This window comes from Flavobacterium sp. ST-158 (assembly GCF_058309975.1).
This window is the reverse complement of the sequence record NZ_JBZEEN010000003.1, coordinates 188,646-212,714: the sequence shown is the minus strand read 5'-3', so window position 1 is coordinate 212,714 and position 24,069 is coordinate 188,646. Positions and strand designations below refer to the sequence as shown.

General features: G+C 32.8%; 24 protein-coding genes, 3 tRNA genes and 1 pseudogene. 19 read left to right on the top strand and 9 right to left on the bottom strand.

Translation table 11 applies throughout. From position 1 onward, the window contains the following. Positions 1-74 precede the first annotated feature (74 nt). Together AC4FRF_RS06740 and AC4FRF_RS06735 are read left to right on the top strand one after the other, a co-directional pair. Positions 75-512 (top strand): DUF6146 family protein, encoded by a 438-nt coding sequence (locus tag AC4FRF_RS06740; RefSeq protein WP_491158721.1) that lies wholly within the window; start codon positions 75-77, stop codon positions 510-512. A gap of 32 nt (positions 513-544) precedes the next feature. Beyond that, positions 545-856 (top strand): DUF6787 family protein, encoded by a 312-nt coding sequence (locus AC4FRF_RS06735; RefSeq protein WP_491158720.1) that lies wholly within the window; start codon positions 545-547, stop codon positions 854-856. On the opposite strand, the gene AC4FRF_RS06730 is transcribed toward AC4FRF_RS06735, so the two are convergent. Beyond that, the gene (locus tag AC4FRF_RS06730) at positions 853-1,119 is read right to left on the bottom strand and encodes a hypothetical protein (protein WP_491158719.1); all 267 of its coding nucleotides are present in this window, start codon (positions 1,117-1,119) and stop codon (positions 853-855) included. The genes AC4FRF_RS06735 and AC4FRF_RS06730 overlap by 4 nt on opposite strands. A 14-nt stretch (positions 1,120-1,133) precedes the next feature. Continuing rightward, positions 1,134-1,685, bottom strand: coding sequence for a peptide-methionine (S)-S-oxide reductase MsrA (gene msrA, locus AC4FRF_RS06725; RefSeq protein ID WP_491158718.1), 552 nt, complete (start codon positions 1,683-1,685; stop codon positions 1,134-1,136). A 147-nt stretch (positions 1,686-1,832) separates the two neighbouring features. Between msrA and AC4FRF_RS06720 the strand changes: the two genes are divergently transcribed. The 8 genes from AC4FRF_RS06720 to AC4FRF_RS06685 all read left to right on the top strand — a co-directional run bounded on the left by AC4FRF_RS06720 (position 1,833) and on the right by AC4FRF_RS06685 (position 11,698). Continuing rightward, on the top strand, positions 1,833-2,498 hold the full coding sequence (locus AC4FRF_RS06720) for an ABC transporter ATP-binding protein (RefSeq protein ID WP_491158717.1): 666 nt from the start codon (positions 1,833-1,835) through the stop codon (positions 2,496-2,498). 15 nt (positions 2,499-2,513) lie between these two features. Next, positions 2,514-3,278: a TIGR02757 family protein gene (locus AC4FRF_RS06715; protein WP_491158716.1), complete on the top strand. Its 765-nt coding sequence runs from the start codon at positions 2,514-2,516 to the stop codon at positions 3,276-3,278. A 190-nt stretch (positions 3,279-3,468) separates the two neighbouring features. After that, positions 3,469-3,837 carry a response regulator transcription factor gene (locus AC4FRF_RS06710; protein ID WP_491158715.1) on the top strand — a complete coding sequence of 123 codons (369 nt, stop codon included), beginning with the start codon at positions 3,469-3,471 and terminating at the stop codon, positions 3,835-3,837. Positions 3,838-3,855: 18 nt separating this feature from the next. Continuing rightward, entirely contained in the window at positions 3,856-4,959 is a 1,104-nt protein-coding gene (locus tag AC4FRF_RS06705; protein ID WP_491158714.1) for a HEAT repeat domain-containing protein, read from the top strand. A gap of 2 nt (positions 4,960-4,961) precedes the next feature. Beyond that, the gene (locus AC4FRF_RS06700) at positions 4,962-6,392 is read left to right on the top strand and encodes a glycosyltransferase family 2 protein (RefSeq protein ID WP_491158713.1); all 1,431 of its coding nucleotides are present in this window, start codon (positions 4,962-4,964) and stop codon (positions 6,390-6,392) included. Positions 6,393-6,426: 34 nt separating this feature from the next. After that, positions 6,427-8,856: a sulfatase-like hydrolase/transferase gene (locus tag AC4FRF_RS06695; RefSeq protein WP_491158712.1), complete on the top strand. Its 2,430-nt coding sequence runs from the start codon at positions 6,427-6,429 to the stop codon at positions 8,854-8,856. Further along, the gene (locus AC4FRF_RS06690; protein ID WP_491158711.1) at positions 8,853-10,121 is read left to right on the top strand and encodes a YaiO family outer membrane beta-barrel protein; all 1,269 of its coding nucleotides are present in this window, start codon (positions 8,853-8,855) and stop codon (positions 10,119-10,121) included. The genes AC4FRF_RS06695 and AC4FRF_RS06690 overlap by 4 nt, the downstream gene beginning before the upstream one ends. Before the next feature lie 230 nt (positions 10,122-10,351). Further along, complete coding sequence (locus AC4FRF_RS06685) at positions 10,352-11,698, top strand: DEAD/DEAH box helicase (protein WP_491158710.1); 1,347 nt, start codon at positions 10,352-10,354, stop codon at positions 11,696-11,698. Between the two features lie 39 nt (positions 11,699-11,737). On the opposite strand, the gene AC4FRF_RS06680 is transcribed toward AC4FRF_RS06685, so the two are convergent. From AC4FRF_RS06680 to AC4FRF_RS06670, 3 genes are all read right to left on the bottom strand, one after another. After that, a complete protein-coding gene (locus tag AC4FRF_RS06680; RefSeq protein ID WP_491158709.1) occupies positions 11,738-12,274 on the bottom strand; it encodes a peroxiredoxin-like family protein in 537 nt (178 codons plus the stop codon). Positions 12,275-12,340: 66 nt separating this feature from the next. After that, positions 12,341-12,916, bottom strand: coding sequence for a Crp/Fnr family transcriptional regulator (locus tag AC4FRF_RS06675; RefSeq protein WP_491158708.1), 576 nt, complete (start codon positions 12,914-12,916; stop codon positions 12,341-12,343). Between the two features lie 18 nt (positions 12,917-12,934). Next, positions 12,935-14,044, bottom strand: a complete 1,110-nt coding sequence (locus AC4FRF_RS06670) for a lactonase family protein (RefSeq protein ID WP_491158707.1) — start codon at positions 14,042-14,044, stop codon at positions 12,935-12,937. Positions 14,045-14,192: 148 nt separating this feature from the next. On the opposite strand from AC4FRF_RS06670, the gene AC4FRF_RS06665 reads away from it, so the two are divergent. From AC4FRF_RS06665 to AC4FRF_RS06650, 4 genes are all read left to right on the top strand, one after another. Continuing rightward, positions 14,193-16,121: a BatA domain-containing protein gene (locus AC4FRF_RS06665; protein WP_491158706.1), complete on the top strand. Its 1,929-nt coding sequence runs from the start codon at positions 14,193-14,195 to the stop codon at positions 16,119-16,121. A gap of 15 nt (positions 16,122-16,136) precedes the next feature. After that, on the top strand, positions 16,137-17,390 hold the full coding sequence (locus tag AC4FRF_RS06660; protein ID WP_491158705.1) for a dihydroorotase: 1,254 nt from the start codon (positions 16,137-16,139) through the stop codon (positions 17,388-17,390). A 3-nt stretch (positions 17,391-17,393) separates the two neighbouring features. Next, the gene (locus tag AC4FRF_RS06655) at positions 17,394-17,720 is read left to right on the top strand and encodes a hypothetical protein (protein ID WP_491158704.1); all 327 of its coding nucleotides are present in this window, start codon (positions 17,394-17,396) and stop codon (positions 17,718-17,720) included. Positions 17,721-17,833: 113 nt separating this feature from the next. Continuing rightward, positions 17,834-18,481, top strand: a complete 648-nt coding sequence (locus tag AC4FRF_RS06650) for an alpha/beta hydrolase (RefSeq protein WP_491158703.1) — start codon at positions 17,834-17,836, stop codon at positions 18,479-18,481. Between the two features lie 78 nt (positions 18,482-18,559). On the opposite strand, the gene bamM is transcribed toward AC4FRF_RS06650, so the two are convergent. Then, positions 18,560-19,558 (bottom strand): BamM family beta-barrel-assembly machinery protein, encoded by a 999-nt coding sequence (gene bamM, locus AC4FRF_RS06645; RefSeq protein ID WP_491158702.1) that lies wholly within the window; start codon positions 19,556-19,558, stop codon positions 18,560-18,562. 78 nt (positions 19,559-19,636) lie between these two features. Between bamM and AC4FRF_RS06640 the strand changes: the two genes are divergently transcribed. After that, entirely contained in the window at positions 19,637-20,026 is a 390-nt protein-coding gene (locus AC4FRF_RS06640) for an RNA-binding S4 domain-containing protein (RefSeq protein WP_491158701.1), read from the top strand. Positions 20,027-20,160: 134 nt separating this feature from the next. Further along, positions 20,161-20,658 (top strand): phosphoribosyltransferase family protein, encoded by a 498-nt coding sequence (locus AC4FRF_RS06635; RefSeq protein ID WP_491158700.1) that lies wholly within the window; start codon positions 20,161-20,163, stop codon positions 20,656-20,658. Here AC4FRF_RS06635 and AC4FRF_RS06630 read toward each other — a convergent pair. Beyond that, complete coding sequence (locus AC4FRF_RS06630) at positions 20,650-21,168, bottom strand: shikimate kinase (RefSeq protein WP_491158699.1); 519 nt, start codon at positions 21,166-21,168, stop codon at positions 20,650-20,652. The two genes, AC4FRF_RS06635 and AC4FRF_RS06630, sit on opposite strands and share 9 nt — an antisense overlap. A 127-nt stretch (positions 21,169-21,295) precedes the next feature. On the opposite strand from AC4FRF_RS06630, the gene AC4FRF_RS06625 reads away from it, so the two are divergent. The 3 genes from AC4FRF_RS06625 to AC4FRF_RS06615 all read left to right on the top strand — a co-directional run bounded on the left by AC4FRF_RS06625 (position 21,296) and on the right by AC4FRF_RS06615 (position 21,607). Further along, positions 21,296-21,368: transfer RNA gene (locus AC4FRF_RS06625), tRNA-Lys, on the top strand. Positions 21,369-21,410: 42 nt separating this feature from the next. Further along, a tRNA-Lys gene (locus tag AC4FRF_RS06620) sits at positions 21,411-21,483 on the top strand. Between the two features lie 41 nt (positions 21,484-21,524). Continuing rightward, a tRNA-Leu gene (locus tag AC4FRF_RS06615) sits at positions 21,525-21,607 on the top strand. 595 nt (positions 21,608-22,202) lie between these two features. Here AC4FRF_RS06615 and AC4FRF_RS06610 read toward each other — a convergent pair. Beyond that, a pseudogene (locus AC4FRF_RS06610) lies at positions 22,203-23,135 on the bottom strand (recombinase family protein); the annotation flags it as partial. Positions 23,136-23,198: 63 nt separating this feature from the next. Beyond that, complete coding sequence (locus tag AC4FRF_RS06605) at positions 23,199-23,357, bottom strand: hypothetical protein (RefSeq protein ID WP_491158698.1); 159 nt, start codon at positions 23,355-23,357, stop codon at positions 23,199-23,201. Positions 23,358-24,069: the final 712 nt, after the last annotated feature.

Below are 24,069 nucleotides of genomic sequence, written 5' to 3'. Positions count from 1 at the left end.
CATTTTTTTTTTCAGAACAATTAAAATCAATAATTTAATTCGTAAATTTAAATAAACCTAAATCCTTGATAACCATGAAAAAGACTCTTTACATAGTAGTGTTATTTTTAGGAATAATTATAATGAGTTGTAAGACAAACAAAACAAGTATTACACCTCCAAAAAACGAAGCTACCAGTAGTAGTGATACTATAAAAATTGCCAATAAAGACTTAGAATACGAAGTGATTATCATTGACCCTGGCTTTAACTTTTGGCTCAATTCTATGGCATATCCGCGCGGTTTTTACAGCCAAACCTATCTGGAAAATAAAAATCGAATCTATATCAACGAATGGAACAACCGTTTTTTACAACCACAACGCTACAACCGTAATTTGTATGAAATGAGTATTGATTATGACCCCAACATTAATTATGGTTACGAAGTCAATTATTTAATTTACAATTACATGGTTTATTTTCAAAATAATTACCATCAAAAACTTTATGGCCGCGTTCCTTTAAGATAATCTTTAGTACATTTGTAATCATTGCAAATAAAATGAAGAAATTAAAAGAGCGTTGGAAAATAAAGTCTAACTATCAACTCATAATTGTTTTTATCGTTTTTGCCATTACAGGATCGGCTTCGGCATGGATTTCAAAACCCGTATGCATCTGGTTAGGAATTCTCAAAGAAGATTTTGGTTTTTGGCATACTCCTGTTCGCTTACTTATAGTACTCCCATTATACCAAATTCTTCTTGTAATTATTGGTTTTTTATTTGGTCAGTTCAAATTTTTCTGGGCATTTGAAAAGAAAATGCTCCGTAAAATGGGCTTGGGATTTTTATTCAAAAACCAAAACGATTAGTTTTTATTTTTTAATTTATAATAATAAATCCACGTAAGCGTAAAGGTGGGAATAACATCTGTAAAAGGAAAAAATTCTTCTACAAAAGAAACAGTTCCTCCTATTTTCCCCACTGAACCTTTATACATTCGGGCCAATAAAAAACCAGATATTGGAGCCCAAACTACATCCGAGAACTCACCCAAAAACGGAATACTAAATGATAGCATCCCGATGGCATCGAAAACAATTCCTAAAATGAGTTTTTTATATTGATCCTCCATAGCAAAAAATAAGCCTACTCCTCTTTTAATTTATCTCTAAAATAAGTTTTTACTTTATCAATTTTAGGTGCAATTACAAAAGCACAATACCCTTGCGACTTATTTAGATTATAATAGTTTTTATGATAATCCTCGGCTTCATAGAAAGCACTAACCGCAGAAACCTTAGTTACAACTGGTTTATCAAAAACAGCTTCTTGATTTAGAAAACGAATAAAATCTTCCGAAATTTCTTTCTGCTCATCGTTGTGATAAAAAATCTCACTTCGATATTGTGTCCCAACATCATTACCTTGACGGTTTAAAGTAGTAGGATCATGCGTAGCAAAAAACAATTCTAATAATTCTCCAAAGGAAATAACTTCGGCATCAAAATAAATCTGAATAGCCTCAGCATGCCCCGTATCTCCTTGACAAATATCTTTATAAGTAGGATTAATGGTGTGTCCACCAATATAACCTGGCATGACACTTTCTACCCCTTTTAATTCTAAAAAAACGGCTTCGGTACACCAAAAACAACCTCCAGCAAATGTTGCAGTTTCTATCTTTTTTTCTTTTTCCATAACTAATTGTGTTTCTTATTAGAAAAATAATTTATCAACTAATTTCAAATTCTATTAACTCAAATTTATGCTTTTTACTTTAAAAATATCCTTTCCTAGATTTTATAATCATCAAAATCTTTGTTTCTTTGTAAAAACTGCCATTTGATGATACAAGCTAAAAACTTACACAAATATTACGACCAGCTTCACGTACTGAAAGGTGTTGATTTACATATTCAAAAAGGAGAAATCGTTTCCATTGTAGGAGCTTCGGGAGCAGGAAAAACAACCCTTTTACAAATTCTTGGCACATTAGATCGTCCTAATAAAGAAAGTAATATAGAACTTCGAATCAACGACGAAGACATTTTATCGATGAACGATAAAAATCTATCTAAATTCCGAAATCTAAATTTGGGATTCATTTTTCAATTTCATCAGTTATTGCCTGAATTTTCAGCGCTTGAAAACGTATGTATTCCTGCTTATATTGCAAAAAAAAGCAAGAAAGAAACCGAGGAAGAAGCTATAAAGCTACTTAATTACTTAGGCTTATCCCATCGTATCCACCATAAACCTAGTGAACTTTCCGGAGGAGAACAGCAACGTGTAGCGGTTGCCAGAGCTTTAATTAACCAACCTGCGGTTATTTTTGCAGATGAACCATCTGGAAATTTAGATACCCATTCGGCAGAAAATTTACATCAGTTATTTTTTAAATTAAGGGACGAATTTGGACAAACTTTCGTGATTGTTACTCACAATGAAGAATTAGCCAATATGGCCGATAGAAAACTCGTGATGATTGACGGAATGATTAGTGATCATTAATTTCTACTCCTAAATATGAATTTTTCTGAACTAAAAGATTTTCTTGACGAAAAGGTATTACAATACAATACATTAGATTTCATAGAAAGTGATCCGGTTCAAATTCCGCATTTATTTACCTTAAAAGAAGATATTGAAATTGCCGGTTTTTTAAGCGCTACTATTGCTTGGGGAAACCGAAAGATGATTATCAAAAACAGCCTTCGCATGATGGAATTAATGGGTAATGCACCTTATGATTTTGTAATGTCTCATACTGAAACGGATTTAGAAAAACTAGAATCCTTTGTTCATCGCACCTTTAATGGCCATGATTTTATAGGTTTTATTGTGGCTTTACAAAATATCTATAAAAACCACGGCGGACTAGAAATCGTTTTTGGACGACATCAGGAAGCTGATTCTATGCAAAAAAGCATTTCTGAATTCAAAAAAATATTCTTTGAAATTCCTCATTTAGTCCGAACCCAAAAACACATTTCTGATCCACTGAATAATTCAGCTGCTAAACGTATTAATATGTATTTGCGTTGGATGTGCCGTCAAGACAACAAAGGAGTCGATTTAGGTATTTGGAAAAGTATAGCGCCCGCTAAACTTTCTTGCCCATTAGATGTACATTCTGGTAATGTGGCACGAAAACTAGGTTTATTGTCTCGCAAACAAAATGATGCCAAAGCACTTTTAGAATTAGACACAAAGCTTCGCAAATTAGACCCTAACGACCCTGTAAAATATGACTTTGCTCTTTTTGGTCTGGGTGTTTTCGAAAGTTTCTGATTTTCATCATTAAAAATCCTTAAAAAAAGAAAACAATATTTTTTAACATTGTAGTAATTTTACATATAATTTATCAAAAAAGTGTATTTTATCGATGTTTTTACGCACTTTATCGATGTTATATTGATTTATTTATTACATTTATCTTGTAAATAAGCCCCAATTACAAAAACTTATAACCTACAAGAAAATGAATCTTACAAAAAAAATTGTTTTAGCAGAGGATAATTCTATTCTTTCAAAATTGTTACAATTTAAATTAGAAAAAGAAGGTTATCAACTCCTTATAGCTACTAATGGTAAAGAAGCTGTTGATTTAATTGCAGACAACAATCCCGACATGATTCTTACAGACATTATGATGCCATTTATAAGTGGACTTGAAGTCATTAGTCATGTTAGAAACAAACTGGAAATGAAAACACCTATTGTTGTGTTTTCTTCAGCTGGTCAGGAAGAAATGGTCTTGAATGCTTTCAATTTAGGCGCTACCGATTTTATGAGTAAACCCTTTAGTCCAAACGAATTAATAATTCGAATTAAAAGGTTATTGCAGTAAAGCTCTAAACCAACTATTATGTTAGATTTAATCCAAAATAGCATTGATGCGTTTCAAAATTCGCATCCAATCATTCAATTTTGTGCTTATACTTCTGCCCTTTTTATGATGATTATAATAGTCTTGTTAGTCTATTTAAAAAGTCTTAGAAAACGGTTAAGAATAAAAGGACGAATAGAAGCTACGTATCAAAAAAAATACGAAGCGGATCTAATCGAATATTTATATGCTGATGATGTTCCTGAAAACAGCGAACAGCAACAAAAAATAGTTGAATATTTAAAAAAGTGTATACAAAATCGTTTAAAACGAAAAATTATTATTACTACATTTTTAAAATTAAAGAATGAAATTTCAGGAGAAACAGCAGATGCTATTCAAAATTTATATTACAAAACAGGATTAATAAACTCAGCCACTTCAAAATTAAAAAGTAAAAAATGGGATGCTGTAGCTCGTGCTATCAAAGAGTTAACACAATTTGAAATCAAAGAAGCACACGATGAAATTATTCAATTAATCAATCATCCAAGAAAAGAAGTTCGTAATGAAATTCAAAAATACTTAGTTAAATTATTTCGTTTTAATGGACTTGAATTTTTAGATGTATTAGAAAGTAATTTATCCGAATGGGATCAAATTCAACTATTAGAAATTTTAGATCAATTCAATAATCTGGAAGTCCCAGACATTTCAAAATGGTTGTATTCTAAAAACGATTCAGTAGTCCTGTTTACTTTAAAATTAGCCCGAATCTACAATCAATTTGAAGCACAAGAAGCTATCAAAGCTCTTTTTAACCATTCAAATAGCGAAATTAGAGTTGAAGCCATTAATATCGTTAATCATCTAGGGATTTATGAAGCGGTAGAAATCATTAAAAAAGATCTCTTTAGCAGAAGTCTGGAGGAACAAATAGCCTTTTTTAAAATGATGGAAGAAATGGCTATGCCAAACGACATTCCTTTTATAAAAGAGCATATCCAACATGAGAATTTTTACATCAGAGTTTCTGTTATGAAAATCATGAATTTAATTACTGTTGATGACGATAATACATTTAAAGTTAATACAATTACCCCTGATTTTACAATAGACAAAAACCTAACCATAGCCAGTTAATTATGACTATAGATATCCCCCAACAACTAATCGATATTTTTGACTATTTCTTTTTCGGATTTGCAATAGCTGCTATTTCATCGTATATTATTTTAGCAATTATATCTGCATTTGAAACCGTTAATTATATGAAGAAAAATAGTTTTGTAAACTATTCTAGTATTTTATCTTCGTCTATTTCTCCTTCTATTTCTGTCATTGCACCAGCTTATAACGAAAGTTTAAACATTGTAGAAAACGTGCGTTCTTTACTTTCTAATCATTATGTAAATTATGATGTAATTATTGTTAATGATGGTAGTAAAGATGATAGTTTAGAAAAATTAATTGTAGCTTATGACTTGGTTAAAGTTGATTATTTGATTAATTATCAAATTGAAACAAAGCCACTTAGAAAAGGTGTTTTTAAATCGACTAATCCAGCTTTTGAAAAATTAATTGTAGTAGACAAAGAAAACGGAGGAAAAGCCGATGCGCTGAATTTGGGATTAAACATTAGTACCCATAAATATGTTGCCTGTATAGATGTAGATTGTTTATTGCTAGAAGATTCTTTACAAAAAATGGTAAAACCATTCCTGGAAGCCACCGATGAAAAAGTTATTGCTGCTGGTGGTGTAATTAGAATTGCTAATTCCTGTGTAATTAAAGACGGGAAATTACTGGATATCAATTTTCCAAAAAATAGAATTGTAAGAGGACAAATTTTAGAATATTTGAGAGCTTTTCTTTTAGGCCGAATGGCCTGGAGCAAACTCAATGGATTATTAGTTATCTCTGGTGCTTTTGGATTATTTGATAAAAAAACAGCCTTAGAAGTAGGCGGATATGATACTAAAACAGTAGGGGAAGACATGGAAATTATTGTACGAATGAGACGCCACATGGAAGAACAAAAAGTAAAATACAGAGTGGCTTATATTCCGGATCCTCTTTGCTGGACGGAAGCACCTGATAATTATAAAATATTCATTTCACAAAGAAACCGATGGACACGAGGAACTATAGAAACATTAAAAAAACATAAAAAAATTGGATTCAATCCTAAATATAAAGCGCTTGGAACCATTAGTTATCCGTATTGGTTTTTATTTGAAAGAGCAGCTCCCATTGTTGAAGTATTAGGTTTATTTTACTTTTTATTCCTTATTATTACCAACAATGTTCTTTGGGATTATGCCATATTGTTTTTAATAATAGCTTATCTATTTACAGTAATGTTTTCTATAATTACCATAATAACTGAAGAACTTACCTATCACCAATATCGAAAAAAAGGAATGGGTTTACAACTTATAAAAACAGCTTTTACAGAACCTATTCTCAATCATCCTTTTATTTTATATGCTGCTTTAAAAGGGAATTTTGACTACTATTTTAATAAAAAAATTAAATGGGGCGAAATGACACGCAAAGGAATGACGGCTAACTAACTAATTACAAAAAAAAAACACAAAATCTACATCGATGGACAACAATCAACCATTAAAGAGTTCCTTTAATTATGGCTTCTTGTGCCTTTCTATGGCATTCACTTTTGGATTAATTAGCATTTTCGAAATAATTGCTAAACTTTATACCGGAATTAAAATTCCATCTGTTGCCAGTACATTATTTTACAAACTAATCAATGATTTCTGGACAGTTTTGATAATTAGTCTCTTCTGTTTGCCTATTTATTTTGCATGCCATTACACTAAAAAAAGTTGGAAAGATCTTCCTATCAAGATTCTTTTTACACTAATCATTATTGGTCAATTTGCCCTAACTAAATACCATTTAACCACATTAGTGAACCTTGGAGCCGATTTTTTAGGATACTCTACTAGCGACATGTACACAACCGTTACGGCATCAGAATCCTTTTCAATATTGTATTTTGTACCATTTATTGCTTTTCCATTATTGTATTGGATCATAAACAAATACGTTTCTAGAAAAATAGTTCTAAAAAAACTATACATAGGAACAGTAATTGCTGCTGTGTTTTGTCTTGGAATTAAATTACTTATTCCTGAAGTTGCCGATACTTCATACCAAAACAAATTGGCATATTTTTCTAATGCTATTATCCAATTTCAAGAAGATAAAAAACAATTTAACGCTGCTAATTTAACATACAAAAAAGAATTCCCCTTATTAAAACCATCCTCTTCTACTCCGGATGTTTTAGGACCTTTTTTCGAAATCAATGACGAAAAACCAAACATCGTTATGATTATTGTTGAAGGCTTAGGAGATGAATTTATTGGTAAAAATGCTAATAGAGGTTTTACTCCATATTTGGATTCTATGATTCCAAAATCTTTGTATTGGGAAAATTTTGTTAGTAATGCCGGTCGTACTTTTGGAGCATTACCTTCTATTTTAGGTTCGCTACCTTATGGAGACAAAGGTTTTTTAGAAATGAAACCCTTAGCTGCCCACAGTTCCTTAATTAGTATTTTAAAATCCAATGGTTACAACACTGCTTTTTATTGTGGAGACGAATCCAGTTTTGATCATCGAAATAATTTCTTAGAATACAACAATATTGACAACATTGTCGATATCAATAAATTTGATTCTAGTTACCATAAAACTAAAGCCAATGCCGAAGGTTTTACTTGGGGGTATCCGGACGCTGAAATTTTCAGAAAAACACTTAGCGAAATTCAGTCTAAAAAAGGACCACGTTTAGATGTGATTATGACATTATCGAATCATGAGCCTTTTGATTTTCCTGAAAGAGAAGAATACCTAAAAAAAGTAGATGCTATTACGGCATCTAATAAAAATATGGCGCTTTCAAAATCAGAGGTAGAAACTTATAAAAACATTTATGCTTCTTTGTTGTACACAGATCACTCGATTCAAACTTTCATGGAATCTTATGCTAAAAGACCGGATTACAATAATACTATTTTTATTATTACAGGAGACCACCGTTTGATTCCTATTGAACAAAAAGACAAATTGTGCCGTTTTCACGTTCCCTTGTATATCTATAGTCCAATGTTGAAAAAAACACAATCTTTCAAATCTGTTTCCTCACATTGGGATATTACGCCAAGTTTAGTTTCCTTTTTAATGAACAATTATAAAATGGATAACAAAATAGAAAAAACAGCTTGGATGAGTACAGGATTAGATACGGTGAAACGCTTTAGAAATGTTCATAAAATTCCAATTATGCAAAATAAAGGCGTTATTAATGAATACATCTACAAAGATTATTTGTACTCTAACGGTAATCTATTCCAGATAGATGAGAATTTTGAAACGTCAAAAATTAGTGATGGTGATTTACTAAAAACTATTGAAGATAGTTTACAGGAGGCTAAAAAACTCAATGCTTATTTGACTCAAAAGAATAAAATTCTACCAAAATCATTACTGATCTATAGCAAAGCGTCCTTTGAATTTTCGAAAGAAGAAATGGCTGTAATCAGAAAAGAAGCTAAAGATTTAAATTACGATCAAACATTCCTGAGAGCTAGAGAATTAGCTTTTAACAGCAAACGAAAAGAAGCGCGTGTTTTGTGCAATTACATCTTAAATGAATTGCCTAATTATGCCGATGTTAGAACCCTAAAAGGTCGAACCTTAGCTTGGGACAAAGATTATAAAAATGCCGAAAAAGAACTATTAGAAGTTGTCAAAAGAACGCCTTATTACTATGACAGTTACCTTGCCTTAATGGATCTTTATTGGTGGTCCAATCAAGACGAAAAAGGAATTGATATTGCTAAAAAAGCATTAAAAAACGAAGTTAAAAATCCGGAATTAGGTATTAAATTAGCCAAAGCATACCAAAGAACCAATCATTTAGCTATGGCTAAAAAAGCGATTGACAGTATGCTTCAAAAATATCCTAATAATAGTGAGTTCCTTAAACTTAAAAACGAATTACAATGATGATAAGCAAACCTATTATCAAATTATCGATACTATTTACTTTTGCTTGGGCAATACAAACACAAGCTCAAGTAAGTCCATACAACGGAAATCCCGATACATCTTTTGAAACAGCTCGTAAACTGGCTTTTAATCAGCAAAGGAAACAAGCCCAAGATACTTTAGAAAATATTTTGACTAAATATCCTAACTATCATGACATTCGTACTTTTCTAGCTTCTACTTATTCCTGGGATGGTGATTATAAAAAAGCTCGAAAAGAGTTTGCTTATGTTATTGAAAAAGCCCCCGAAAATAAGGAAAACTGGGTCGCTGCTATCAAAAATGAATCTTGGAGTGATGCTCCATATCAAGCATTAGAAATGTCTAAATCGGCTTTGAAAATTTTTCCAAACGACCCCGAGATTAGCTTATTAGAAGCTAGTGCATTAAAAAACACTAATAATCCACTGGAAGCACAAAACGTAGTAAAAGGTCTGATTGCTAAAAATTCTGAAAATCAAGATGCCAAAGATTTTTTAGAAAGTTTAAACAGTACTTTAAGAACAAACACTATTGGTTTAAGAGCATCAGTTGATGTATACTCGCAAACTTTTGACCCAATGCAATATTATTCTTTAAGCTATAGCAAACAAACCAAATATGGAAGTATTATAGGAAGAGTCAATTTCAACCGCCGTTTCAATGAAAATGGCGCACAAGTTGAAGTGGATATGTATCCTAAAATTACCAAAGGATTGTATGCATATGTAAATGTTGGCTATGCTAATAGTTTTATTTTTCCAGACTTAAGATATGGTGCCGAATTGTATAAATCATTACCACACAGTTTAGAACTTTCTGCAGGATTCAGAACACTTAAATACAGTACAACCACTAACATTTATACTGGATCTATCGGATGGTACACTGGAAATAGTTATTGGTCCTTGCGTCCCTATTTTACACCAGGCGATGGAGGAACAAGTACTTCGGCAGCTTTAAATTATAGAAAATACCGCAGTAATGCTGATAATTACCTGAGTCTAACATATAGCATGGGAATTTCACCAGAAGTAAATCAGTTTATTTTTGACGCTAATGATGTAGCAATTATCAATCTAAAAACACAGCGTTTGAATGTAGGTTACTTTTTCTCGACTAATAAAGAAAAAAATGCTTGGGGTGCACAATTTGATGTAGCTCATCAGGAAATTAGTTTTGATCCGGGGAATTATTTTTGGATTTATTCATTGACCCTTTCCTGGAATTTAAACTTTAAATAGCAACATTTCTAAAAAATTCACAAATCTAGGTTTACCGTAAATTCGCTAATTAAAATATTTTCATCAACTGATTTTTGTTAACTAAAGTAATGTTTACTAACCCGTTCATAAGATAGTTACATTTGATCATAAATGAAAATTTGCGAATTTGCGGTTTAAATATTCCCATAGAACTAATCCTGTTCAAAGGTTATTTTAAAAAGACTATCTTTGCACAAAATATACGTTTTATGGCTACTTTCGAGCAATTCAATCTTCCTAAATCATTACAAAAAGCAATTGATGAATTAGGAATTACAACTCCTACTCCTATTCAGGAGAAATCTTTTTCTGTAATTATGTCCGGAAGAGATATGATGGGAATTGCACAAACAGGTACTGGTAAAACCTTTGCCTACTTATTACCTTTACTTAAACAATACAAATTTAGTGTAACACATACTCCTAAAATTGTCATTTTAGTTCCTACCAGAGAACTTGTTGTTCAGGTTGTTGAAGAGCTGGAAAAACTAACCCAATTCATGTCTATCCGAACCATTGGGATTTTTGGAGGAGTAAATATCAATACCCAAAAAAAATCAGTCTATGAAGGTTCAGATATTCTTGTAGGAACTCCGGGTAGAACGATGGATTTGGCTTTAGACAATGTGGTTCGTTTTGAAGACATGCAAAAACTAGTTATTGATGAATTTGACGAAATGCTGAATTTAGGTTTCCGCGTTCAGCTGACTGCCTTGTTAGCAATGATGCCCAAAAAACGTCAAAACATCTTATTCTCGGCTACTATGACCGATGAAGTTGACGCTATTTTGAATGACTATTTTGATTATCCTGAAGAAGTTACCCTTTCACCATCTGGAACTCCATTAGAACGAATCAGACAAATTACGTATAACGTTCCTAATTTCAATACTAAAGTTAACTTAGTAAAGCATTTATTAAAAAACAACGAAGACATGAGTCGGGTTTTGATTTTTGTAAACAACAAAAAGATTTCTGATATGCTTCACGAAAGTATTGAGGAAGATTTTGAAGGCCAATTTGGTGTGATTCACTCTAATAAATCACAAAATTACCGTTTGAATACCATGGCTTCTTTCCAGGAAGGAACCCTTCGCGGATTAATTACAACGGATATTATGGCGAGAGGTTTGGATATTTCAAACATTACTCATGTTATCAATTTCGAAATGCCCGAAGAACCTGAATTGTACATGCACCGTATTGGTCGTACCGGTCGTGCCGATGCTACAGGAACAGCTATAAGCTTGGTAACGCCACGTGAAGAAGAATTAAAAGTGGGTGCAGAAGTATTGATGAATATGGAATTAGACATCGAAGATTTCCCTGAAGAAGTAGAGATTTCTACAAAATTAATTGGTCCTGAAAAAGACAGACAGCCCATTAAGATTTTAATGAAAAGACCCAAAACAGATGGAGACGGAGCTTTTCACGAAAAAGCTAAAAAGAACCAAAAAGTCAATCTTGGCGGACCATCCAAAACCAAAAAGAAAACACATGGTTCTGTTAACCGAAACATGCTGAAAACAAGAGCAAAAAAGAAAAAAAAGAAATAATTATAAAGCCTGGAACATACATTTCAGGCTTTTTTTATGCTAGTTTTTAAATAGTTCTTCCAAAGGAAAATGATCAATCACACTATTTCCATAATGAGCTATTTCAATGTTTTTATCAGAACCAATTAAAAAATCAGCCGGAATTTGATGCAAGGTTCCCTCTACTTTTCCACCGGCTTTAAAACCCAGTTTAACAGCCGCCGAAAGATGCTGTATCCCTTTAATCGACATGGTTCTCATTGTTTTTAACCAGGAAGGATTTACTTTATACAAATCGTACAACTCCCGATGGGTATCGGCAATTATCGTGAAGTCAAACTGATGTCGGTTAGCTATACTTGTTTTTAAACTTTCAGCCGGGGATTCAAAAACAGTAATTAGTTTAATTCCCTTTTCAGCAAATGAATCTTTGTGTTTCATAATTTTAGAAATCTGAAGGTTGCACATAGCACATTCAGCATAGCGAAAAAAACTCAACATAATTTTTTGATTCTGGATTTGATCCAAATCTACAGTATTTCCAAAAATGTCTTTTACCACAAACAACGGGGCTTTTTGACCTGAAGCTAATTTCATAATTGATGATTTTATATTTACAATCACAAATTTGGAATTAAAACAACAATTCACACTTGATTAAAATCAAGAAATCTTAGCCCGTATCCTACTCAGGGTTTCTGGTTTCATCATCAAATAAGAAGCGATAAATTTGAGCGGAATTCTGTTAATCAGATGACCACTTCTTTTTATAAAAACTTCGTAGCGCTCATAGGGTTTTAAAGTCAACAGCTCTACTTGTCGTTGAATATGACCTGATAAGGTAAATTCAAGCATGGACTGATACCAAAGAGCAATTTCGGAATTACTTTGAATCAACGGCATCAAATCTTCCTTAGCAATGGCTACCAGTTCTGTATCAACGATTGCTTCGATACTTATCAACGAAGGTTTTCCTTCAATAAAAGTCTGAAAACAGGTGATTAACGAATTTTCATATCCAAAACCCAAATTAATCTGCTCTCCGTTTTTATCAATTACAAATAAGCGTACACAACCATTTTTTACAAAATACAAATTGGAATCTTTTTGATTAAACCCCAACAACAGTTCTTTTGATTGGAGAACTTTGTCCTTGTTCCAAAATCCCTCTAAAATCTTAGCTGATTCGGTTCCTAAAATTCTGTTTTCAGATAAAAAATTTGATATTGCTACACTCATTCTACTACAATCACAGAATTATATTTTAGTAAAAACCAAACAAACTGGTGAACACAAAGGAATGCGTTTTCCGGTATCAGTCAACTTCCCTGTGGTTTTATCTCTTTTAAAAACAATAATATCATTTGTATATTGATGGGCAACTAAAAGGAAATTCCCTGTTGGATCTATAGCAAAATTACGAGGTCCATCGCCCAAAGTACTGTTTCTGGACACCAATTCCAGTTTCCCATCTTTCAGGATCTTAAAACAACTAATAGTATTAGCTTCTTTTCTATTGGTAGCATATAAAAATTGTTCGTCAGGTGAAATATGGATATCAGCGGCTGTAAAACTTTCTTTAAACCCTTCTTCCACCACTGTAGTTTCCTGAACCAATTGTAATTTCCCTTTAGAATAATTAAAAACTGACAAAGTGCCATCCAGTTCCTGCAGTAAATAAAGTTTATTTCCATCTTTGCTAAAAGTAAAATGTCTGGGACCACTCCCCGCTTTTACGCTAATACTATCTTTAAGTTCCAATGGTTTGGCAGCATTCGCATGGTATTGGTACAAATACATTTGGTCGGTTCCTAAATCGGTTGCTAAAACAAATTGATGATTGGGTGAAAACTGCACCATGTGTACATGTGATTTCTCCTGACGCTTCGGGTTTGGTCCTTTCCCAAAATGTTGATCCAATTGCTTCAAAGGAGTCAGACTTCCGTTTTTATTTTTTCCGAAAACAGCAACGCTACCACCGGTATAATTAGCAGTTATTACCGATTTATCATCATTAATAATATAACACGGTCCTGGATTATTTATGTCTTGTTTGTTCAGAAAATCTAATTTTCCACTTTTAGAATCATATTTAAAAGCACTCACCGTACTTTTGGGTCCATCCTCATTAACCGAATAAACAAAATCATTCTTTTTAGAAAGCGTCAAAAAGCTGGGATTTACAACATTCTCCGTGGCACTTTTATATACAGTCTCTCCAGTTTCGGTATCAAACTCGTACACATAAATTCCTTTACTTTCGCAACTTTTAGTGTAAGTTCCTATAACTAAATTAAATTTCTTTTCCTGTGCCTGAATACCATTGCAAAACAATAAGACTAAAGCAACTAAAAATCCTTTTTTCATTTTATACTTTTTATTTGATAACTGCTAAAATACATATAAAAACCGAATCAATAATAGGATTTAAATCTATTTAAAAAATCCTACACTCTCCATTTAAAACTGTTTACAAATTTGTATTTTTGGATACTAAATAAAAGCCAAAACAAGAATGCAATTCAAACATCCTGAAATTTTATACTTTCTCTTTTTATTGATTGTCCCTATTTTGGTTCATTTATTTCAGTTTCGAAGGTTTAAAAAAGAATATTTTACCAATGTTCGTTTCTTAAAATCAATTTCAATTCAAACCAGAAAAAGTTCCCAATTAAAAAAATGGTTGTTGCTTGCTTGCCGTCTATTGCTACTGGCAGCTATTATTTTAGCTTTTGCTCAGCCTTATTTTGATGCAAAAGACCATAAAAACCGCTCCAACGAAATGTATATTATTCTGGACAATTCCTTTAGTATGCAAGCCAAAGGGAAAAAGGGAGAATTACTAAAAAGAGCTGTTCAAGAATTACTAGAAGAAGCACCAGAAAACAAGAACTTTTCGCTGATTACCAATACGGAAAGTTACTGGAATACCGATATCAAATCAATTAGAAGCACACTGCAGAATATAAAATACAGTGCCATTCCTTTTGACTTAAATCCAATTTTAGCTAAAATAAATGCACGTCCTGGTAATGTAAAAAAAGACATCATTATCATTACGGATGCTGTAGGATTGAATAAAAAACAACTTAAAAATATTCCTGAAACTGACGTTAGCTATTTTATCATTCCAAAATCGGAACAAAAAAACAATGTTAGTATTGACAGTGTTTTTATTGATGAAACCACCAATGATTTCTATGATATCAATGTAAACTTATCCCGTTTTGGCGAGGACATTAAATCGGTTCCAATTGCCATTTACAATCAAAAAAAGCTGATTGCTAAAACCGTAACTCATTTAGACAGTCCTAAAAAAACATTGCATTTTAGCATTCCTAAACAAGCTTTCCACGGTTATGTTTCCATTACTGATAACAGCTTAGCTTATGACAATACTTTTTATTTCAGTATTTCAAAAGTTAAAAAAATCAACATTATCAGCATTGGCGAAGCCCAAAAAAGTAACTTTTTACAACGTATTTATACCACTGACGAATTCAACTACAGCAATTCGGAATTAGCAACTTTAGATTACAACAATTTAGAGAAACAAAATGCTGTGGTTTTAAACGAATTGGATGAAATCCCACAAGCTTTACAAATTACATTGAAAGATTTTGTTCAAAAAGGCGGCAACTTAATTGTTATTCCTTCTGCTAAATGTTCCACTGCCACGCTGAACTCATTCTTAGGGAATTTTGGAAACATCCAATTCAAATCCTATGAAACGGTAGAGAAATTAATTAGTAAAATCAATTTCAATCACCCCCTATTTTCGGGTGTTTTTGAAAGTAAGATTAATAATTTTCAATATCCAAGTACCAAAACTTCCTTTGCTATTTCAAATTCCAATTCCGGAGCTTTGATTTATGATGATCAAACTGCTTTTCTTTCGGCTTTATTTACACCAGTTTCAGTCGTATATGTCTTTTCAGCACCTATCAATACAGAAAATTCTAACTTTCAACAATCACCTTTAATTGTTCCTACATTTTATAAAATGGCACAATTCAATCAAAATAACGGCATCAATGCGTTAACTATTGGTAATTCTAATCCTTTTATTGTAGCCACTTCAGTTGCTAAAGATGGCATTTTAGAAGTCAAAAACAGCAACGAACAATTTATTCCAATTCAGCAAATTATGAATTCAAAAGTTAAAATGACATTTAACGATTTGCCACAAGAAGCTGGAAATTTTGAAATTTACAATCAAAAACAATGGATAGAAAATATCAGTTTTAATTACAACAGAAGCGAAAGCAATCTCAACCAACTGGATAACAATTTACTATCCGATTATCAAACTTCTGAGTCGATTGAAAGTGTTTTTAGCAGCATACAAAGCGACCGAATGGATAATCAACTTTGGAAATGGTTTGTTATCTTTGCACTGCTCTTCCTTGTATGCGAAATAGCTATTATAAAATTCCTGAAATAAAAATATATTCTACTTATGAAACTCATTATCCGAAACGCCAAAATTATCGACCCACAAAGTCCTTTCAATAATCAAACGGTAGATATTTTAATAGTAGATGGATTCATTGAAAAAATTGGCACTTCATTAGCTAATCCAGAAAACGTTGAAGAAGTACAACTGAATCATCTTCATGTTTCTCAAGGTTGGTTTGATAGCAGTGTTTGTCTTGGCGAACCAGGTTTTGAAGACCGAGAAACAATTGCTAACGGATTGCTAGTTGCTGCAAAAAGCGGTTTCACAGGCATTGCTTTGCAACCCAATTCTTTCCCGATAATTGACAATCAATCGCAGATAAATTTTGTAAAAAACAAAGCTAATGGACAAGCTACGGAACTTTACCCAATTGGGGCATTGACAAAAAATGCCGAAGGAAAAGACATGGCGGAATTGTTTGACATGAAACAAGCAGGTGCAATTGCTTTTGGCGATTACAACAGAAGTTTAGACAATGCCAATTTGCTAAAAATTGCCTTGCAATACACCCAAGATTTTGACGGATTAGTGATTGCTTTTGCACAAGAAGAAAAAATAAAAGGAAATGGCGTAGTAAATGAAGGCGTAGTTTCAACCCGTTTGGGACTGAAAGGAATTCCAAATTTAGCTGAAGAATTACAAATTGCCCGCAATTTATTCTTACTAGAATATACTGGCGGAAAAATGCATATTCCAACCATTTCTACAGCAAAATCAGTGGCTTTAATCCAAGAAGCTAAAGCCAAAGGATTGCAAGTAAGTTGCAGCGTGAGCGTACATCATTTAACAATGACAGACGAGAAATTAGATAATTTTGACACCAGATACAAAGTGGCTCCACCATTGCGAACCGAAGAAGACCGTCAAGCTTTATTAGCCGGAATACTAGACAACACTATCGATGTAATTACCAGCGACCATAATCCAATGGACATTGAACATAAAAAAATGGAATTTGATATGGCTAAAAACGGAACTATTGGTTTAGAAACTGCCTTTAGTGCCTTATTGACTGTATTGCCTTTAGAAAAAGTGATTGAAAAACTAACGGCTGGAAAAACAATTTTCAAGATCGAAAATGCTGCTATACAAGAAGGTGCAAAAGCAAATTTGAGCCTTTTTACAACCGAAGGAACAAGTACTTTTACCAAAGCAAACATCTTATCTAAATCTAAAAACTCTGCCTTTTTAGGAATGGAGCTTCAAGGAAAAGCATACGGAATTGTCAACCAAGGAAAATTAATTTTAGCATAAAACATGAACAATACAATTGAAGAAGGAAAAACAGCAGCAATAACCAGCTATATCTTAGGTATAGGAGTTTTTATTGCCATGTCTATGAATGCCGAAGACAAAAACCCATTTGCTTCTTTCCACATCCGTCAAGGATTAGGGATTACCTTAACTTTTATTTCTTTAGGTCTTATCATCAGTAATTTTGATAGCTTGATGATCTCGGCTCCTATGTGGATATTCGTTTCCGTATTATGGACTTACGGTATTTTTAGCGCTATAAAAGGGGAAACACGTCCCATGCCATTAGTTGGTAATTTATACCAAAAATGGTTTAAAAGCATTTCTTAGTTTTTAAAAAATCCAATACTAAAAATCCAAACTCCAAGCTCAGTATAAATAGAATCAAAAAAAGAATCAAGTTCCAAAACTGATTACTGAATACTCAAAACTGAACACTTACTATGAATTTATCCTTAGAATACCTCATCAGAGAACCCAAAATAAAATTAGATAAGAATCCATTATTGTTATTACTTCACGGTTACGGCAGCAATGAAGCCGATTTATTTTCTTTTGCTTCTGAACTTCCAGAAGAATATTATGTTATTTCGGCACGTGCTCCTTATGATTTACAATATGGAAGCTATGCTTGGTACGCCATAAATTTTGATGCCAATGAAAATAAATTTTCAGATCACGAACAAGCCAAATTATCCCGTGATTTAATTGCTAGGTTTATTGAAGAATTAATTGTCAATTATCCAATTGACCCTTCAAAAATCACCTTATTAGGTTTTAGCCAAGGTGCTATTTTAAGTCAAGCCATAGCACTTTCTCATCCTGATAAAGTACAAAAAGTAATTGCTTTGAGCGGCTATATTAGCGAACCTATATTTGAAGAAAACTACAAAAACAATGATTTCTCTAATTTAAAAATCTTTGCAGCTCACGGCACAGTAGACCAAGTAATTCCGGTAGAATGGGCTAGAAAAACGAAATCTTTTTTAACTACTCTGGGAATTGAATCCGTTTATAATGAATATCCTATTGGTCACGGTGTTTCGCCACAGGTTTTTAATGATTTTAGCAACTGGTTAAAACAAAATTAATTTTACCCAAAAATTAATTGCACAAAAAATCCCGATTTACAATTGCTGTAAATCGGGATTTTTTTTTTACAACTGCTTTTAGTGACAGTTTTTATCAAGATGTTTTTTAATTCTATTTGCGTTTTCAGTACTTCCACTACAATCTGGAATAGATGCAAAAGGAGTCACTACTCCGTTTACTGTGATTTCAGATCTTGTAGTAAAACCATCCCCATCATCGTCAATATCTAAATAATCAGGAATTCCATCTCCATCAGAATCATCTGGATTAGAAACTCCATCAGCTAAAGTATAAACATATCCATCTCCATTTATATCTTCCAAATAAGAAGGAATACCGTCTCCATCTAAATCTGACCTGTTAATAGCATATAATTTAAAAGAAAATATTAATGGTGAATAACTTGGAATAGAACCTTGACCAGTATTATAATACCCTAAACCAGAAGGTAAGAACATTACTCCTGCTCCAAAATCAGTATGTACTAAGGTTCCATCTTCCTTTCCATCTGAATCTTTATAAGGTACATTATTACCAGTCTTAAATTCCGGAAAAACTTCACTCCACCCTGTAACCACTTCGTATAAATTAAAAAAGGATTGTGGATATTTCACTTCTTCAAATTCTGTAGCTGTCAATGTTGTTACTTCACTAACAGTACTTTTGTACAAATACTGCCCTCTATAAGATGTCAGAACACCATCCACATTACAAGGAGACTCTCCTGTTCCTTCTCTTAGTACTAAATAATATAAAGTATAAGTAATATCATGTAACTCAACTTCTTTTTTCAACAATTTTGGAAAAGTAGATCTGTTTAAGTAGGACATGATTGATTTTTGATTCACAACATCCGTTATTTTTTTAAATACTACATCATTATCCGCTAAATTAGGATTGTCAGCATCATCCAAATAATAAGTGTTCAAATATTCTTCAATAGTGGTATTATCTGCCGTAAATTGTTCTTGAAAATCTCTAAGCGGTTCTGGAGTATACGAGTTATCATCTTTGGAACAAGAAAATAAAAAGAGGCTTGTAATTATTACAATAAAATAATACTTAAATTTGTTCATTATAGCTAAATTTTAAGTGCGCAAGATACAATATTGATTTATTTTTGTGAACTATTTAACTCTGATTTTAGAAATTTTATGCGAATAGATAAATATTTATGGTGTGTCCGATATTACAAGACCAGAAATATGGTTACCGAAGCCTGCAAAAAGAATCATGTTACGGTAAACGGTGTTGTTGCCAAACCCTCTAAGGAAGTTTTTCCAACGGATAAAATTACTTTTAGAAAAGACCAGATTACACAAATCATCACGGTATTAGATATACCTGAAAACCGTGTAGGCGCTAAACTAGTTGATATATACCGTAGAAATGATACTCCTGCAGAAGCATACCAACATCTGGAATTATTAAAATTATCCAAAGAACATTACCGCAAAACTGGAACTGGGCGTCCTACTAAAAAAGACCGCAGGGATATTGACGAATATGGTAACGAAATCTACCGAGATGAGGAGGAGGATTAAAATTATTTTAATTTAAAAAAATAGCATTCCCTAAAAAAACAAAAACCAAAAATCCCTTCTGACAGTTGGAATTTGAGAATATCATAATGAAATTTAGAATCCTAAATTTGTACATTAGCAAAAAAAAATAAATCATGAGCAAAAACATCATACTAACCAATCAGGAAATCAAACACAAAACAAAAAGAATTGCTTACCAAATCTACGAAACTTTTATTGAAGAAGAAGAAGTTGTTCTTGCCGGAATTGCTACCAATGGTTATGTTTTTGCTGAAAAAATTGCTCAGGAACTTAAAGCTATCTCTACTTTAAAAGTAATTTTATGTGCAGTTCACATGGACAAACAAAATCCTACTGTAGCCATTCAAACTTCAATTGCTGCAGAAGAATATGCTAACAAAGGCCTAATCCTGATAGATGATGTATTGAATTCAGGCACAACCTTAATTTATGCGGTAAAACACTTTTTAGATGTGCCACTTAAAAAATTCAAAACAGCGGTTTTAGTCGATCGCAATCATAAAAAATATCCTGTAAAAGCCGATTTTAAAGGGATTTCGCTTTCTACATCCTTATTAGAACATGTACAAGTGGAATTTGAACAAGACAATAGCTACGCTTGGTTAAGCTAAAATTTCTATAATTTCTTCTACAGTTTGCGTAATAGTTTGTTTATCTACCACAACCTTATATTGCGCCTGATTGTAATAATAACTTCTTTCAAATAAATGAGTAGCAATAAACTCTTTCATCTCCTCATCATTCTTATTGGCGATAAGGGGTCTATTGCTCTTGTTTAACGACAATCGATCAACGAGGGTCTCTATGGATGCTTTTAAATAAATCGACAACACATCATCCCTTTTAAGCAATTCATGATTATTAGCATAACAAGGTGTTCCTCCACCTAGTCCAATTATAATAGGCTCAGTAAAATTCAATAATTCCACAAAACATTCGTGTTCTAATTTCCTAAAATGGATTTCTCCTTTTTCGGCAAATATCGATTTTATGGTCATTTCCACTTTTTTTTCGATAAATTCATCCAAATCGATAAAGGGGATTTCAAGCTTTTTTGATAATTCTTTGGCAATTGTTGACTTTCCACAACCCATATAACCTAACAGTATAATTTTCTTCATAGAATAAAACCCTATAAACTAAGGTGTTAAAATTTATTATTAAAAAAAGACAAATTTATAATAAAATAGCTTGGAAATAATAAAAAAAACGCCTTATATTTGCACCCGCAATCAGGGAACGATGCAAGACTCGATAGCTCAGTTGGTAGAGCACATCACTTTTAATGATGGGGTCCTGGGTTCGAGCCCCAGTCGGGTCACAATTTAAGTGATTCACTTGAAAAACGTTTTCTGATGCAATTGACTCGATAGCTCAGTTGGTAGAGCACATCACTTTTAATGATGGGGTCCTGGGTTCGAGCCCCAGTCGGGTCACAAAAGGTTAAGTAATTTTTACTTAACCTTTTTTTCTTTTAGGCCATGTGGAGAAACGGTAGACTCGCCATCTTGAGGGGGTGGTGCTCGCAAGGGCGTGAGGGTTCAAATCCCTCCATGGTCACTTGACAGGAGAAGGGATTAAAACAATCTTTTTTCCTGTTTTCATTTTTAATCAACTCACTGTTAATCTGAAAGATACGACCCACAATTACATTCATTCGGGCGGTTCGATATATCTTCCCGTCAAATTCCAATTTTTCAGGGAATATCGAACCAATTATATCCCTTTTTGTATTAACCCCACCTTCTTTGTACAGTTTACCTATGTTTGTGATACTCTGAAGCCCTTTTTCGACCAATACATCTATATTTACAGTTTTACTATCAGAATCATCTTTCCCTAACTGTTCTTCCAGCTTTTCAATCTTTTCTTTCAAGTCTTTTTTAATTTCAATATAATCCTCATCATCAAGAATTCCTGCTAAAAGTTTATTTCTTGCTATTGACAACTTTGAATTCAACTGGTCAATTTCATCCGAAATAAGCTTTTTTTGATTGGTTGGGCTTTTTACGAAAGTCTTATAATTATCTATGAAGATTTTTTTTAGATACTTTTTCATTATATCATTTATATTCAGCAGTTGCAGACCTTCTTCAAAAATCAAATTGGCTACCTCTGCTTTTTTTCGAAAACCGCACGAAGGATGACAGTGATAATAATAGTAGCGATTATTTCTACCCTTTGAAGCACTTCCCGTCAGATTACGTCCACACTTTGGACACACCAAAAAACCTCTTAAAGGTAGGTTAACATCAGAAAGAATTTTAGTTTTTGGAAGTTCTACTCTTTTATTACCATCCAATATTTTTTGAACTCTATCAAATAGTTGCTCGTTGATTAACGGTTCGTGCTGTCCTTGCACAAAATAAGCATCTTCGTCTTTATATTTTGGAATGAATACCTTACCACAATACACTGGATTACGAATAGCTAAATGAAAAGAACTACTACTTATTTTTTTTAAGCTTAAGGCATTCATTTTTAAACGTATTTGATTAGAGGCAAATAATCCCTTTGCTATTTCATTAAAAGCCCATTTCAAATTAGTAGCTTGAGGCTCTTGTAGTGCAATATATTTACTACCATCTTCTTTACATTTATTTACGTAACCGAATGGAGCCACTCCCATAACCCGTCCCTCCTTTTTTGCTCTTCTCATACCATAAAAGGTATTGAGTGCTCTACGGTCATTTTCTACTTCAGGAGCAGCCAAATAAATTGCAAGCATCATTTTGTTTTCTGGAATAGAAAGATCTAAAGGTTGTTCAACAGCTTGCGGTTCTACCCCAAGATTGGTAAGTATACTAATCATTTGATAAGCATCCCCTGCATTACGACTGAAACGATCCCATTTTGTAAAAAGTAGAAGATTAGTTTTCGAACTTTTCTTTTTCAAATTATTTAACAGTTCTACCCATCTAGGACGCTTAAAGGTTTTAGCAGAATGATCTTCATAGATAACCTGTCCGATAGTAATTTTATTTGTCGAGCAAAATCGTTTTAAACGCTCTTCCTGGTCTCTTTGTGAATACCCTTTATCTGCTTGTTCGTCGGTAGACACACGTATGTATAAATCTGCTATTTTCATGGCTAATCTCTTTTGGATAAATAATAAAATGTTTTATAGGGATTAGCTAAGATACGAAATAAACTACTCTACGTCAAAGCATTCCCGAATAACAATCATCGTGAGATTATTCAAAAATCCCATAACAAGTTCTGCTTCTTCCCTATCCATCTCCATTCCTTCTTTTCTAAAAAACTCCATAACCTCTTCGATTGGTATTTTCTTTAGTTCTTTCTTCTCCATCGCATCGCCTATTTTTCTATTTGGTCTTCCTAAAATAGAGCGTTAAATAAAAAGGTTAATTCTTATGGTATTTAACAGTATTATTTGTCATGCTTTGGCGGTATCGAAGAAAGATGCCACCAAGGATATGAGAATCCTTCTCTTTATATCCATACAAAATCCTCAAAGCACATTTATTCATCCGCTACTCTACTTCATAAAAGAGCTTAATCGGATACCTAATAAAAGCATCTTGAAAAATCCAAATCTTCACCTAAACAGTATTTTTCAAGATCCTTTTACATGGCTTTCATAGCCATATATATTTAGAAAATAATGACACTTAAAGTTTTTAGAAATTCTATCTCATTAATTGATTTTTTCAAATCACATTGAACCATTTACTCAATGCCTTTTTCATCGCTTCCACTGTTTTTTATTCAAGAGCCAGTATGCTGTTTTGTCCCATTTCAAGAGCAAAGGTATACTAGTGTTCTTAACGCAGAAACAAGGTCATGCCCTACGGGTTTGTCAAAAAATCTCCACCCATTCGGGTTGTATTTGTTTGACAAAACCTTGCTCCTGCTAAACACTAACCTTTTATGCTCCTGAAACGAAACAAAGCATACTCCGGCTCTTTAGACGAATAAAAAAAATGTGAATAATGGAAAACAAAAGCATTAGAAATGGTAATAGAGTGAAACGAAACAGCTCCTCCTCTCATTGCCGAATA

Coding starts and splice junctions, on each gene's coding strand:
- AC4FRF_RS06740 (WP_491158721.1), top strand. CDS start 75: ATGAAAAAGACTCTTTACATAGTAGTGTTATTTTTAGGAATAATTATA.
- AC4FRF_RS06735 (WP_491158720.1), top strand. CDS start 545: ATGAAGAAATTAAAAGAGCGTTGGAAAATAAAGTCTAACTATCAACTC.
- AC4FRF_RS06730 (WP_491158719.1), bottom strand. CDS start 1,119: ATGGAGGATCAATATAAAAAACTCATTTTAGGAATTGTTTTCGATGCC.
- msrA (WP_491158718.1), bottom strand. CDS start 1,685: ATGGAAAAAGAAAAAAAGATAGAAACTGCAACATTTGCTGGAGGTTGT.
- AC4FRF_RS06720 (WP_491158717.1), top strand. CDS start 1,833: ATGATACAAGCTAAAAACTTACACAAATATTACGACCAGCTTCACGTA.
- AC4FRF_RS06715 (WP_491158716.1), top strand. CDS start 2,514: ATGAATTTTTCTGAACTAAAAGATTTTCTTGACGAAAAGGTATTACAA.
- AC4FRF_RS06710 (WP_491158715.1), top strand. CDS start 3,469: ATGAATCTTACAAAAAAAATTGTTTTAGCAGAGGATAATTCTATTCTT.
- AC4FRF_RS06705 (WP_491158714.1), top strand. CDS start 3,856: ATGTTAGATTTAATCCAAAATAGCATTGATGCGTTTCAAAATTCGCAT.
- AC4FRF_RS06700 (WP_491158713.1), top strand. CDS start 4,962: ATGACTATAGATATCCCCCAACAACTAATCGATATTTTTGACTATTTC.
- AC4FRF_RS06695 (WP_491158712.1), top strand. CDS start 6,427: ATGGACAACAATCAACCATTAAAGAGTTCCTTTAATTATGGCTTCTTG.
- AC4FRF_RS06690 (WP_491158711.1), top strand. CDS start 8,853: ATGATGATAAGCAAACCTATTATCAAATTATCGATACTATTTACTTTT.
- AC4FRF_RS06685 (WP_491158710.1), top strand. CDS start 10,352: ATGGCTACTTTCGAGCAATTCAATCTTCCTAAATCATTACAAAAAGCA.
- AC4FRF_RS06680 (WP_491158709.1), bottom strand. CDS start 12,274: ATGAAATTAGCTTCAGGTCAAAAAGCCCCGTTGTTTGTGGTAAAAGAC.
- AC4FRF_RS06675 (WP_491158708.1), bottom strand. CDS start 12,916: ATGAGTGTAGCAATATCAAATTTTTTATCTGAAAACAGAATTTTAGGA.
- AC4FRF_RS06670 (WP_491158707.1), bottom strand. CDS start 14,044: ATGAAAAAAGGATTTTTAGTTGCTTTAGTCTTATTGTTTTGCAATGGT.
- AC4FRF_RS06665 (WP_491158706.1), top strand. CDS start 14,193: ATGCAATTCAAACATCCTGAAATTTTATACTTTCTCTTTTTATTGATT.
- AC4FRF_RS06660 (WP_491158705.1), top strand. CDS start 16,137: ATGAAACTCATTATCCGAAACGCCAAAATTATCGACCCACAAAGTCCT.
- AC4FRF_RS06655 (WP_491158704.1), top strand. CDS start 17,394: ATGAACAATACAATTGAAGAAGGAAAAACAGCAGCAATAACCAGCTAT.
- AC4FRF_RS06650 (WP_491158703.1), top strand. CDS start 17,834: ATGAATTTATCCTTAGAATACCTCATCAGAGAACCCAAAATAAAATTA.
- bamM (WP_491158702.1), bottom strand. CDS start 19,558: ATGAACAAATTTAAGTATTATTTTATTGTAATAATTACAAGCCTCTTT.
- AC4FRF_RS06640 (WP_491158701.1), top strand. CDS start 19,637: ATGCGAATAGATAAATATTTATGGTGTGTCCGATATTACAAGACCAGA.
- AC4FRF_RS06635 (WP_491158700.1), top strand. CDS start 20,161: ATGAGCAAAAACATCATACTAACCAATCAGGAAATCAAACACAAAACA.
- AC4FRF_RS06630 (WP_491158699.1), bottom strand. CDS start 21,168: ATGAAGAAAATTATACTGTTAGGTTATATGGGTTGTGGAAAGTCAACA.
- AC4FRF_RS06605 (WP_491158698.1), bottom strand. CDS start 23,357: ATGGAGAAGAAAGAACTAAAGAAAATACCAATCGAAGAGGTTATGGAG.